A 12,928-nucleotide genomic window follows, 5' to 3' on the forward strand; every position below is an offset into this window, starting at 1 on the left:
AATTGTAGTGAGGGGTATTGATTAAGAAGAGTTGTGGCTCTTATAGCTTCAGCTATCTTTGTGGCTTCCTGAAAGAATGGGATAATATTGAGTGATTCAAATAATTTTAAAGGATATTCTATTAGAGATTTTCAATTTTGGAGAATAGTAGGGAGCCTGGGCTTAGCGTCCATGTTTATATTCGGTTCTATGTATTCAGTTCAACCCATACTTCCGATGTTTACGAAGGAGTTTGACGTTAAGGTTTCTTACTCTAGTATGATGATGTCCTTAACAACAGTTGGTCTTATAATTGGTTTAATCGTTTTAGGTTTTTTCTCTGATCGGATTGGCAGAACTAATTTCGTTAGATTTTCTATAATTGGCTCGGTGCTTCCTTTTTTTCTTATGACTCTTTCGGATAATTTTGTGTGGATTATTATTTTACGATTTATCCAGGGCTTCCTACTTGCTGGAGTGCCAGCTGCCGTATTAGCCTATATAAGTGAGGAAATAGATAAGAGATTTTTGAGTGTAGCAACCGCCCTATATATATCCTGTAATGCTTTAGGAGGAATGATAGGGCGCGTCGTGACAGGTTATGCAACAGAGCATTTCTCTTGGGAAATAGCTTTTTATATTTTAGCGGTTAGTGGCATATTTGTTTTTATATTAGTGCTGGTTACTTTACCTAAATCTAGAAATTTCCAGCCTCAGGAAGCGAGCTTTAGAGATGATTTAGATGGCTTTGCTTATCATTTTAAAAATCCTTCCCTGCTGTTAATGTTCGGATTAGGAATTGTGCTTCAGCTTTCTTTTACTGGGATTTGGACATATATACCATTCCATCTGACTAATTCACCTTTTTCACTTTCAATTGATGCTGTTTCAAATATATTTTTCGCATATGGGCTTGGGGTAATTGGCTCCCCGTTAGCTAGCTGGATGGCAGGAAAAATAGGACAAAGAAAGGTACTCATATCTGGAGTTTTTATGCTGAGTATGGGTATTTTACTTACAAACAGTAGTTCAGTTTGGATGATTGTAGTTGGCTTATGTGTAGTGTGCTTAGGATTTTTTACAGCCCATTCCTTGGCAGCGTCCTCCGTTAGTAGAGAGGCGAGTCATCATAAAGGGAGTGCCTCCAGTCTATACCTCGTTTCCTACTATATAGGGGTAGGGGTGGGAAGTACCTTATTAGGACCGCTATGGGAGCGACTTGGATGGAGTGGACTTGTTACAATTACAGCTATAGTTCCCGTGATTTATGTAGTTTTTGTAATGTTAATACAATATTGGAACGCCAAAAAGAGGCTGGGACAAAACTAACCTCAAAAATAGGATAGCTGCTGGCATTTTACGAAAGTAAAATATCAGCAGCTATTTTTTTGCATGAAAAAAGGACAACTTCTGTTAAAATTTAAGTATCCTACTACTAAATTTCAAACGAAAGAAGTGTCCTTTATGTTTAAAAATTATAACATGAATCAATTAATATTACCTCTAGATTTAGAAATGAAATTACAAGAAAATGATATTGCCTTCCATATCCATTATCTAGTCGAAAGTATTCCTGCAGAAGCTTTCGCTCCTTTTCAAAAAGAAACAGGTTGTCCAGCCTATCACCCACGGATGATGTTGAAAATTATTTTGTGTGGTTATACTCAATCAGTCTTTTCAGGTCGAAGAATCGAAGATTTAACAAAAGACAGTGTCCGCATGATGTGGCTAGCTCAAGGATATGAACCTAGTTACCGTACCATTAACCGTTTTCGTATTCAGCCACAAATGAAGGAATTACTGCGCCAATGCTTTGTACAATTTCGTTGTAGGCTTGTTGAGGAGAAGCTGATTGACCAACAAGCGATTTTTATTGATGGCACAAAGCTTGAAGCAAACGCAAATAAATTCACATTCGTTTGGAAAAAGTCGATTGAAAAGCATCACGCCAACTTAGTCGAAAAATCGAATCAAGTATATGAACAACTACTCGAAGAACAGGTTATACCAGCAATTGAGCGTGAAAGCATGGAACAGCTTTCTGTAAAAGAACTTGGAGAAGTTGCAGTAACACTTGAGGATGTAGTCGATGACTACACTACAAAAATTACTACCTCTGATGATGTCATTGAACGAAAACGACTTCGAGCTGAACGTAAAACACCAAAGCAATTATTGAAACAAGTAGATGATTGGATGAAACGCAAACAAAAGTATGAACAAGATTTAGAGATACTGGGTACACGAAATAGCTATTCTAAAACTGATCAAGACGCCACATTCATGCGCATGAAAGATGACTATATGCAGAATGGACAATTGAAGGCTGGATATAATATACAAATAGCAACAGAAAACCAGTTTACTTTAGCTTATGATGTATTCCCTAATCCAACTGATACAAAAACACTTTCACCTTTTTTAGATGTAATTGAAGAACAATATTTTAAATTACCAAAGCATATCGTAGCAGATGCCGGATACGGCAGTGAACCCAATTATGAGGATATTATATCTAAGAGAAAACGTAAGCCCTTAATTACATACGGTATGTATCGAAAAGAACAGCAGAAAAAATATAAGGTTGATCCTTTTAAAACGAGTAATTGGTCTTATGATGAAGAAGCCGATACGTATACCCGTCCAAACAATCAAACGTTATCATTCCTTCACCATTCAACACGTAAAGATTCTACTGGGTTCGTGCGCCACTTTAAAGTGTATGAATGTGAAGATTGTACAGATTGTCCGTTTCGTAGTTTGTGTACGAAAGCCGGTGAAGGAACGAATCGTAAACTCGCAGTAAATACGAAATGGGAACAACAAAAAGCATATGTACAACAAAAGCTTTCAGAAGAAAAAACAGCAGCTATCTATCGTCAACGTAAAACTGACGTGGAGCCAGTTTTTGGATTTCTGAAAGCTAATTTAGGTTTTACACGATTTTCTGTTCGTGGAAAAACCAAAGTGAAAAATGAAATCGGCCTCGCATTAATGGCCACAAACTTAAGGAAATATTCATTAAGAGGGCTGTAAGCCCTCTACTTTCTATAAGAATTAGAAAAGGGCGAGTCGTTTTTGACGACTCACCCTTTAAAACTAGCTTAGAACCTATTTATGTCCCAGCCTCTTCTACTTCTTATTTAGGATCATGAGCAATAATTACTAGTTTACCTTGATCTAATTCTTTTTCTGCAGCTTCTGCTTCTTGAGTGGTTAATCCTGCACCGCTCATTTTAGCTCGTAGTTCATCTCCACGTGAAGAGAACATATTCTTCATTGATTGAAGGAATCCCATCTCCTTCACTCCAACATCAGAAGTATCTAATGCGTCATTTACGTCGTCTGCACGATCTTTTGAATGTGCAAAAATATGAATATGGTCTTTATGGTACCCTTGAGTTTCTAATCGTTCGATTTCTTGCTTAGCCTGTACGGCATTTTCTACAGTTAATTTGACTGTCATATAAAATCCCTCCAGTATTTGTTCTCCTTCATACTTTACCCGTCCTGAATAAATTTAAACTAAATACAAAACGTATTATGTGAAACAATAAATGGTATTTGTTATGATGAAAGAAAAATAGAATGGAAGTTGCCGGATGGAAAACCAATCAAAACGAATAGAAAGTTTTAAGGCTGCAATGGGAAATTACCCGACAGGAGTAACCGTGGTAACTGCTTTAGATCAACAAGGTAAACCGATGGGAATGACTGTTAACTCCTTTGCCTCTGTCTCTTTGGATCCATTACTTGTTCTCTGGTCTATTGATAAAAAAGCGTTCTTATATGAAGAGTTTTTAAAAGCGGACAAGTTTGTAGTGAACATATTAGCAGAGGATCAAAGTGACCTTTGTAATTTGTTCGCCAGCCGAGTAGAAGATCGTTTTTCTGGCTGTGAATGGCGAGCATCCGAATTAAATCAGCCGATATTAGCAAATAGTCTTTCTGTTTTAGAATGTACATTATTTAAACAAGTAGAAGCTGGCGATCATACTATATTAATAGGAGAAGTCACGGATATAAAGAATGAGGAAAAAAATCCTTTGCTATACCACCGTCGCTTTGTCGGGGCTATTCCTAAAGAGTTTTATAATTAAGTATTCGGTGGCTAGGATATGTTAAAGGTAAAGATGGATTTAAAATACACATAAAGAATGAGTTAGGATATTTTCTCCTGACTCATTTTATTTTAATATTGGTTTTTACTAAAGCACCCATTACTTTAAGTGCATCTTTTTTACCGATTCTTCTATTCCACTCATTAAACGCCCCCCATCGAATTCTCACCATCGCATGATCGAAGGATTTCGAACGCTGCATATTACTGTCTTTGTGAGATTCCTGCCAAAACAGCACGCTAGTAGATTCTTATTCTACATTACTTAAGAGTTTTACTTCCCTATAACTTTTAGGATGCCCCTTTATTTTGGTGAATTAAAAGATAAAATTATTTATAGAAATAAATTCTGACAGAACAGAGCATTGAAAGACAGGTATTTAAAGTGAAATAAATTTACTATTTAATTAAGGAGGAAATAGCATGTCAACTTGGTTAGAATCGTTACAAAAAGCAATTAACTATATAGAAGAGAATTTATTAGAAGAAATTTCGATAGAGGACATTGCAAATGAAGCAAGCTCTTCTGCATTCAACTTTCAACGAGCATTTGGATTATTAACAGAAACCACAGTAGGTGAATATATTCGACGTAGAAGATTGACTTTGGCAGCAGACGAGTTAAAAAGAACAGACAGTAAGATTATCGACCTTGCATTTAAGTACGGCTATGATACTCCCGAGGCTTTTTCAAAAGCCTTTAGGCGTCAGCATGAGGTTTCACCAAGTGACGCTAGAAAAAATATTGGCAAGATCAAATCATATAACCGCCTTGTGATAGAGGTGAGATTGAAAGGGGCAGAACCAATGAAATATCAAATCGTAGAACGTGAAGGTTTCCAAGCAATAGGTATAAAAAAAGAATTTTTACTTGAGAACGAGGGCAATTTAATCGGAATCCCTAAAATGTGGGATGAATTAAATGGTGATGGCACTACTGACAAGCTAGTACAAATTAATAATGGACAAATTAAAGGAATGCTTGGTATTTGTGTAGAAAAACCACATGAGAAAATTGACTATTGGGTTGCTACAGAATATGCAGGTGACGTTAAAGAAGGATTTGAAGTAATTGAACTTCCAGCTTCTAAATGGGGTGTTTTTGAAGTACATGGTCCAATGCCTGATGCAATGACAAAAGTTTGGAAACAAATTTTCACTGAATGGTTCCCTGCTAACGGATATCAACATGCAGGAACTCCAGAGTTCGAAAGGTATACAGAAGATGATCCATTCAGTCCAGATTGCTATTCAGAAATTTGGATTCCATTAAAATAATTTGAAATAGATGTCCCATTCGTCGACGCCAAAACGACTAGTGGGATTTTTGAATGGAGGCTAGATATACTTTCTTCTCCGACCCAACAACTATACAGTTCAATTAGTTTATCTTTGGATTCGTACATGTTTTTTGGGTTCATATATTCCAAAATCTCTATTCCCCAGTCACTTGATACTTCGTAAACAAAAGGAGTGGTAAATTGATGTTTTTTCACTTCTCAACGGTTATACTTGTTAATCAATCATTTAAGTACATTTTTTAAGGCTTCCTCAATATCTGTTTCCAGGTCATTTTTTGATAAATCATATAGTGTACCTGAACCTTCAGAATAACCACCAAAGTAATACCACAATTGAATTGTATCTGCATAAAAATCATCCTCAAATTTTGGACTATCATAATCTATCGCTATTTGAGATCGATACTCTTTTTCTAGACATTTTTCGGAATTTAAGCATTTTACTTCATCGCCATCAATATCCCTGCAAATCCAAATTCTTAGATTGGGTTTTCCCTGAATTTTGAATACATTTTCATACTTTTTCTGGAGAACTTTACCACATTCTTCTCCTAGCTTTTCTAATTCAATTATGTTTCTTTTTAACTCTTTGTTTATCTCACTTTTTGTAATTAGAATGTACTTGTTACCAAGCTTATTTTGTTCATCCTTCTTAAATAACTTTCTTAATTCATCCAGCATATTTTCCCACCTGCCTAGAGTACCCCGTCTTAAAGTATTCGATTTCTCCTTAAACTAACCTACTTACGTTCGTTAAAGTGTAACATTTTACAAACAAAACAACTTCATGAATATCCACCATAGTCTTAAACATAGACCATAAAAAAGACCCCACAAACTGTATCAATGGTAAATTTTTCGAGGTCTTTTGAACTACTAGGTATAATCATTAAATAACATTTGTGAGAAATTACTCAATTGAAAATTTTAAATTGTCTAATCTTCTATAAATTGGGTATATAAATGGTAAAATTATATTATTTGTAAACAAAAATAAAATAATGGAAAAAGTTAGGGGGATTAAATTGAGCTTAACTATACATAACGGAGAGTATGACTCTAAACAAGCATTCGCGCAAATAAAAGATTTTTTTAACGTTTTAAAAGCAAATGTTGTTCGCTCTCGTATGACAATTACTGCTGTTTTTTTATCAGCCTCTTTTAAGAAATTAGAATTCAAGCAAGAGGATTTAACATCCTATTTAGGGAACCAAATTAGAAAAACTGATTTTCTTTTTGAACTTAAGGAGCCTCATAAATGGTGTATCATACTATCCCAAAGTGGGGAGGAGGAAGCGCAAGCCTTTCTTAATAGGTTGTTTGCAGACTCTAACATTGTCTCTTCTTTGACTCTATCGGCAATTATTATAGAGATAGGGAATAATCGCGTAGAGTTTGAGGAATTATTAGAGGTTGGAAACAGAGCTTTAGATGAGGTCATTAGTACTGGAAGTCCCTTTGAAGTATCATACATACCACAATTTAAAGAAAAAGATGTAGAAAAAATTAAGGTTAGTATTCTTGAGGAAAATGAAATATTTCGGAATGTACTAAGCTCTTCCATGGAAAATATGAATGTTGATATGTTCGAATTAGAGATAAAAGCTTTCTCTGATGGGTACGATTTTTTAGAATCTAATTGGTATCGTTCTAGCCATACACATATCATCATTATGAACGATATTTTACCTAGAAAAAATGGTCTAGAAGTTTTGCATATGGTTAAACAGCTCCCTAATGAACAACGCTTTATAACTTACATGATGACTAAGAAAAAATCGGAGGAGGACATGCTCTATGCCTACGAAATAGGGGTAGATGAGTATTTGATAAAACCATTTAATATTAGACTTTTTGAGGCACAGATAAGAAGGACTTTTGAAAGGTTATGGCTATGATTCAAATTTCCATTAAATTTGTCCTCCTACTGATCTGTCTATTAACATTGTTACTGGTTTCTATCGGTCTTTACTTAATTATAAAGAGAGTCAAAGAGGTAAAGATAAAAGCGAAAATAGCATCTTATGTCAGCAAGCATGAAGAGAATTGGCGTCGTTTCTTAATAGAAGGGGTACCCTTTAATCCGGAGGTCATTCCTAAAAGTAGAGAAGAGATAATAGGTATAGAAGAAATATTTTCGACCTACTTAAAGAATCTCTCAAACGAATCCATTCAAGAAAAAATTAGTCAATTTTCTAATGAATACTTAAAGGACTACTATTTGAAGCTTCTGCAAAGTAAAAGCTGGAGTAAACGAATGAATGCTATGTTTCATATTGAAGATTTTAAGATTGACTCCCTGGAAAAAGATTGTGAAAAGCTCGGGAGAAAGAAAATCTCAAGAGAAGAATACTTTCAGCTTTTGAAAATCTACTCGCTATTTAATAAAAATTTATTTTTACAGCATATCCTGATCAGTAATGTTCAACTATCAGAATATGAGTATAAAAAACTACTTTTAAATCTCCCACCTGAGCTTTTGGATACCTTAACCGATAAAATTGTGGATTTACCTAAAACATGTCGCTATGCCTTAATTGATACCTTGGGGCTTAAAAGAGATATAGAGTATTTGCCTCATCTAGAAGTACAACTACAGCAAGAGGATATTGAGATTCGGATAAAATCCCTTAGGGCGATTTATGAGATTGGATTTATTAATAATCCAGAAAATTATTTAGCTTTTGTGAAATCTCCAGTTTGGGAGGAAAGGCTAATGATAGCTAAATTGTTTCAGCTTTTACCACTTTCTTATACGCTCCCTCATTTAGAAATACTTTTAGAGGATGAGTCGTGGTGGGTCCGCTCTCAGGCTGCCAAAACAATGATGAAGGATAAAAGGGGAAGGACTAGCCTGGAAGAGTATATAGAGCATTCAAGTGATCGGTATGCAATTGATATGGCCAATGAGGCACTAGGGAAAGGACTTAAACCATAATGGGCTTAGCCAATATTTTAGATTATATACTTTTGTTTTTTGCCGGAATCATATTGTTTTATATGGTCATCGTTATTTTAACGTATAGTATTATGCTTTTCATGGCTTTCCATCAGCTAAAAAAGCAATCCAAACTGGATAAGGATGAATTAGACGATGATTATATAGATGTGATTTATTCAAAGCCAGTCTCGATTATTGTCCCAGCTTACAACGAAGAAGCAGGTGTGATTGATAGTATCCATTCTCTTTTAAGTCTGCGATACCCACAAACAGAGTTAATCGTTGTTAATGACGGGTCTACTGATTCTACACAACAGAGGATCATTGACCAATTTAAAATGAAAAGAATAACAAAAATTATACGAGATCAGTTATCAACAGAGCCTATATTAGATATTTATCAGTCAGACATTCACCCTAACTTGTTGTTAGTAAATAAAAAAAATGGAGGAAAGGCTGACGCATTAAATGCAGGCATTAATGTCTCGAGATACCCTTACTTTTGCTCCATTGATGGAGATTCTATCCTTGAAGAGACTTCTTTGCTTCGGGTGATGAAGCCTATTATTTTATCTAACGGTGAAGTTATCGCAACGGGTGGTAATATTCGAATAGCAAACGGATCAGATATTCAATTAGGATCTATATTTAAAACTGGTCTATCGAATAACTTCTTAGTTGTTATGCAGGTTGTAGAATATTTAAGAGCTTTTCTTATGGGAAGAATTGCACTTAGTAAATTTAACTTAGTACTAATTATATCTGGTGCCTTTAGTGTTTTCTCCAAGCAATGGGTGATAGAGGCAGGTGGGTATTCCAAGCATAATATTGGAGAAGATATGGAGCTGGTCGTTAAACTTCACCGCCTACTTAAGGAAAAAAAATCAAAGAAACGTATTGAATTTGTGCCTGATCCCGTTTGCTGGACGGAGGCTCCACAAGACCTATCAACATTAAGGAAGCAAAGAAGAAGATGGCACCAGGGGTTAATAACAAGCTTATGGAAACATAGAAAAATGACCCTTAATCCAAAGTACGGAGGAATCGGTATGATTTCTTTTCCTTACTTCTGGATTGTAGAATGCTTGGGACCTGTTATTGAATTGGGAGGATATATTTATATTATTATTGCCTTCTTTTTAGGAGATATCTATTACGAGATTGCTATACTTCTTGCGCTATTATTTGTTGTTTATGGAGCCATCTTTTCAGCGTTATCCATATTATTAGAAGCATGGAGTACAAATGCATTCCCGAAAGTTCGGGATGTGTTTAGGTTAATCGTAGTATCCCTTTCGGAAATTTTTTGGTACAAGCCTTTAACGTTATTTTGGAGATGTGAAGGGTTGCTCCATTTTATACTGGGTAAAAACGTATGGGGAACTATGCAGCGTAAAGGCTTATCGCAGAAAGGATAGTGGAGATGAAACGATTTTATTTAGTTTGTATTGCTATCCTCTGTATTTTACTTCTACCAATTATACTGTGGTTTTTAGAACCAAATGAAAAGGTGAGTATAGCCATTATTGATAAGACTGTACCAGATGATTCTTACCGAGAGCATTTAGGACTCACTTGGTTACTCAATCATCTAAAATATTCGAATGGTGATGAAGAATATGATGCATCATCCGATTACTTTGGGTTTATGCCAAATAATAAGGAAAAAATACGGGCATTGCCTGATGACTATTCGAATTATGATGTAATTTACTTGGCTGATACTTACGGTGTTCATGAGGGTAGTAGTGAAGCTTATGGTGGACTGGAGCAAGTAGAGTGGAACAATATTCTAAAGAGATTAAATGATCGAGATAAAAGCTTGTTAATCGCAGAATTTAATACTTTTGCCTTTCCTACTGAACCTCCAGTTAGAGAAAGTGTGGAAAATTATTTAGGACTCCAGTGGACTGGCTGGACAGGAAGATATTTTGAAGATTTGGACCCAACTAGCAATGAAGAGATTCCAAATTGGGTGATTGCCTCTGTAGAAGATTGGAGCTACGTCGGAGAAGGATTTGTGTTAGTAAACGACCAAAATGATGTCATTGTTTTGGAGAGTGATCAGCATTTTGGTGAAAAAGGAATTCAAGTATCCTTTACGAAGGATGGAAAAGCCAAATTTGATCTCGAGAAAAGTACGGATTACAAATATTGGTTTGACATAGTAGTGCCGCAAGAGGGAACTGAGGTTTTAGCTAATTATCAATGGGATTTAACAGCAGCAGGTAAGAGTTTACTTGAGGAGTATTCAATCCCAACAGAATTTGCTGCAGTTTTGGCAAGAGAACAATCAAATTCATCTAGTTATTATTTTGCAGGTGACTTCAATGATGTAGCAAAGGTTCCTGCTTTTTATCAGCTGAAGGGGCTTGCAAACATCTATAAATTTGCTGAGAGATTTGCTGATAATGCTTTTTACTGGTCTACGTATGTTCCTATGATGAAGGTAATATTGGAAGACTTCCGTACAAGTGAGGGGACCGACATGGAAGATGGCTTGGGCTATAACGCGAGAGTAAAAGGTGAAACATTTGAAGTGTATGAGAATGACCAGTGGAAGCCCTTAACCATTAAAGGGGTAAACATCGGCATGGGAAAACCAGGCTACTTTCCTGGAGAAGCAGCTATTACAGAGGAAGAATATTATCGCTGGTTCAAACAAATAGGTGATATGCACGCTAACATGGTGCGCGTATATACATTACATCCTCCCGGCTTTTATAATGCCTTGAAACGCTATAACGAAGAACATGAAAATAAGATTTATGTACTTCATGGCGTTTGGATCAATGAAGAAAAGCTGGAGGAATCATTAGACGCTTTTGAGGAAGAAAATTTAAAAGATTTTCAAACGGAAATGAAGACAATTGTCGATGTTATCCATGGAAACAAAATAGTCAAAGAGAGGCCAGGGCATGCTTCCGGTGTTTACAATGCTGATGTGTCTGAGTATATCGCAGGGTGGGTTCTAGGCATTGAATGGTACCCTTACATGGTACTGAATACAAATGAAAAGCACAGCTCCATAGGAGAGTATGACGGTACATATTTTGAGACGAAGGGAGCAAGGCCCTTTGAATATTGGTTGGCAGAGCAAATGGATACTATCGTTACGTATGAAAAAGAGAGCTATAACTGGGTAAGACCTATGAGCTTTACCAACTGGGTGACAACGGATATTTTAGAGCATCCCGCAGAGCCAGCTGAACAGGAGGATCTGGTAGGTGTAGATCCTAACGTCATCTATACAAAAAATGAAATGAAGCTAACTGAGCAATTCGCTTCCTACCATGTCTACCCCTATTATCCTGACTTCTTTAATTATGAGGAGTCCTATCAAAAATTTGTAGATCACCGTGGTGAATTTAATAGCTATGCTGCTTACTTAAAGGAGCTACACGAGGTGCATCGTATGCCAATACTAATTGCCGAATTTGGAGTGCCAGGCTCTAGGGGGCTAACGCATAAAAATCCATTTGGTTGGAATCAGGGTTTTCATTCTGAAGAGGAGCAGGGCAAAATTATTAGCCGTCTATTTGAAGATATTATGGCAGAAAAGCTCTTAGGAGGCTTAGTTTTCACCTGGCAAGATGAATGGTTTAAGCGTACGTGGAATACCGTGGACTATGATAATCCAGATAGACGCCCTTATTGGTCTAATGCACAGACAAATGAGCAACAGTTTGGTCTTTTGAGCTTTGATCGCCATAAGATTAGAGTCGATGGAAAAACAGAGGAATGGAAGGGGAAGCCTATCTATGAAAAGAAAGACGGAAGTATGCGATCTTTATATGTAGATCATGATGAAAGATATTTATATATAAGATTAGATTATGATACGTCATTTACAGGATATCCTATGATTCTTCTAGATGTCGTTCCGAATCAAGGAAATACTAAGCTTGAGGGCTTGCCTAATATTTCTTTTATGAACGGGATAGACTTTATTGTAAATTTAAAGGAAAGTGAATCTCGTTTACTGGTCGATCAATATTACGACTTTTTCTCCTATCAATATGGTCATGTATTAAACTTACTAAAGCCAAAGCCGACAACTCCTTCATTGGATAGCGGGAAATTTGTAAAAGAGCAATATGCCTTAAATAAGGAACTATATTTGCCCCAACAAAAAACAACGCTTCCCTTTGAATCCTATGAAGCAGGAAAGCTAAAACGGGGAAATGGAAATCCAGATGCTAGTGATTATAATTCACTAGCGGATTATTACATAGCCGATGGTAAAATCGAGCTTAGAATTCCTTGGCTATTACTACGTGCCAAAGACCCTAGTCAAAAAGAGTTCATGGGGGATTTATACAAGGATGGAATAGAGGCAAGCAAGTTTGTGGATGAAATATTTGTAGGTGCCTTGTTACTGAATGAGGAAGACATTCTTCAGGATACGTTACCTTCCATGGAAGCAAGTGTTTTACCAAAGCTAAATAGCTATACTTGGGATAAGTGGGATCTACCTGAATACGAGGAGCGCTTAAAAGAGTCTTATACCATCGTACAAGATCTATTTGGTCGATATAAATAAATTAAGTAAAGACGTGAAATCAAGTAGCTGATTTCACGTCTTTC

Annotated in this window: 10 protein-coding genes; 8 read left to right on the forward strand and 2 right to left on the reverse strand. The window is 36.2% G+C overall.

Annotated elements, in window-relative coordinates:
- Positions 1 to 87: 87 nt before the first annotated feature.
- Together NSQ95_RS02275 and NSQ95_RS02280 are read left to right on the forward strand one after the other, a co-directional pair.
- A complete protein-coding gene (locus tag NSQ95_RS02275) occupies positions 88 to 1,308 on the forward strand; it encodes an MFS transporter (RefSeq protein WP_340886940.1) in 1,221 nt (406 codons plus the stop codon).
- 135 nt (positions 1,309 to 1,443) lie between these two features.
- A complete protein-coding gene (locus NSQ95_RS02280) occupies positions 1,444 to 3,015 on the forward strand; it encodes an IS1182 family transposase (protein ID WP_342560781.1) in 1,572 nt (523 codons plus the stop codon).
- A gap of 103 nt (positions 3,016 to 3,118) precedes the next feature.
- On the opposite strand, the gene NSQ95_RS02285 is transcribed toward NSQ95_RS02280, so the two are convergent.
- The gene (locus tag NSQ95_RS02285; protein ID WP_169359058.1) at positions 3,119 to 3,445 is read right to left on the reverse strand and encodes a general stress protein; all 327 of its coding nucleotides are present in this window, start codon (positions 3,443 to 3,445) and stop codon (positions 3,119 to 3,121) included.
- Between the two features lie 136 nt (positions 3,446 to 3,581).
- On the opposite strand from NSQ95_RS02285, the gene NSQ95_RS02290 reads away from it, so the two are divergent.
- Positions 3,582 to 4,079: a flavin reductase family protein gene (locus tag NSQ95_RS02290; protein ID WP_340885809.1), complete on the forward strand. Its 498-nt coding sequence runs from the start codon at positions 3,582 to 3,584 to the stop codon at positions 4,077 to 4,079.
- Between the two features lie 443 nt (positions 4,080 to 4,522).
- Positions 4,523 to 5,377 (forward strand): GyrI-like domain-containing protein, encoded by an 855-nt coding sequence (locus tag NSQ95_RS02295; RefSeq protein WP_340885806.1) that lies wholly within the window; start codon positions 4,523 to 4,525, stop codon positions 5,375 to 5,377.
- Between the two features lie 245 nt (positions 5,378 to 5,622).
- On the opposite strand, the gene NSQ95_RS02300 is transcribed toward NSQ95_RS02295, so the two are convergent.
- Positions 5,623 to 6,081, reverse strand: coding sequence for a hypothetical protein (locus tag NSQ95_RS02300; protein ID WP_340885804.1), 459 nt, complete (start codon positions 6,079 to 6,081; stop codon positions 5,623 to 5,625).
- A 344-nt stretch (positions 6,082 to 6,425) separates the two neighbouring features.
- Here NSQ95_RS02300 and NSQ95_RS02305 point away from each other — a divergent pair, with 344 nt between their 5' ends.
- Genes NSQ95_RS02305 through NSQ95_RS02320 form a run of 4 tightly spaced genes read left to right on the forward strand, consistent with a single transcriptional unit; the run spans position 6,426 to position 12,884 of the window.
- Complete coding sequence (locus tag NSQ95_RS02305; protein ID WP_340885803.1) at positions 6,426 to 7,298, forward strand: response regulator; 873 nt, start codon at positions 6,426 to 6,428, stop codon at positions 7,296 to 7,298.
- Complete coding sequence (locus tag NSQ95_RS02310; protein WP_340885801.1) at positions 7,289 to 8,338, forward strand: HEAT repeat domain-containing protein; 1,050 nt, start codon at positions 7,289 to 7,291, stop codon at positions 8,336 to 8,338. The genes NSQ95_RS02305 and NSQ95_RS02310 overlap by 10 nt, the downstream gene beginning before the upstream one ends.
- Positions 8,338 to 9,759, forward strand: a complete 1,422-nt coding sequence (locus NSQ95_RS02315; protein ID WP_340885799.1) for a glycosyltransferase — start codon at positions 8,338 to 8,340, stop codon at positions 9,757 to 9,759. Before NSQ95_RS02310 ends, NSQ95_RS02315 begins: the two co-directional genes overlap by 1 nt.
- A gap of 5 nt (positions 9,760 to 9,764) precedes the next feature.
- Positions 9,765 to 12,884, forward strand: coding sequence for a hypothetical protein (locus NSQ95_RS02320; RefSeq protein WP_340885797.1), 3,120 nt, complete (start codon positions 9,765 to 9,767; stop codon positions 12,882 to 12,884).
- Positions 12,885 to 12,928: the final 44 nt, after the last annotated feature.

It is taken from the genome of Psychrobacillus sp. FSL W7-1457 (assembly GCF_038593405.1).
In the GTDB taxonomy this organism is placed as follows: domain Bacteria; phylum Bacillota; class Bacilli; order Bacillales_A; family Planococcaceae; genus Psychrobacillus.

Bases quoted from the DNA above. Each gene is read 5' to 3' on its own strand.
- NSQ95_RS02280 (WP_342560781.1), top strand. From the start codon at position 1,444: ATGTTTAAAAATTATAACATGAATCAATTAATATTACCTCTAGATTTA.
- NSQ95_RS02285 (WP_169359058.1), bottom strand. From the start codon at position 3,445: ATGACAGTCAAATTAACTGTAGAAAATGCCGTACAGGCTAAGCAAGAA.
- NSQ95_RS02290 (WP_340885809.1), top strand. From the start codon at position 3,582: ATGGAAAACCAATCAAAACGAATAGAAAGTTTTAAGGCTGCAATGGGA.
- NSQ95_RS02295 (WP_340885806.1), top strand. From the start codon at position 4,523: ATGTCAACTTGGTTAGAATCGTTACAAAAAGCAATTAACTATATAGAA.
- NSQ95_RS02300 (WP_340885804.1), bottom strand. From the start codon at position 6,081: ATGCTGGATGAATTAAGAAAGTTATTTAAGAAGGATGAACAAAATAAG.
- NSQ95_RS02310 (WP_340885801.1), top strand. From the start codon at position 7,289: ATGGCTATGATTCAAATTTCCATTAAATTTGTCCTCCTACTGATCTGT.
- NSQ95_RS02315 (WP_340885799.1), top strand. From the start codon at position 8,338: ATGGGCTTAGCCAATATTTTAGATTATATACTTTTGTTTTTTGCCGGA.
- NSQ95_RS02320 (WP_340885797.1), top strand. From the start codon at position 9,765: ATGAAACGATTTTATTTAGTTTGTATTGCTATCCTCTGTATTTTACTT.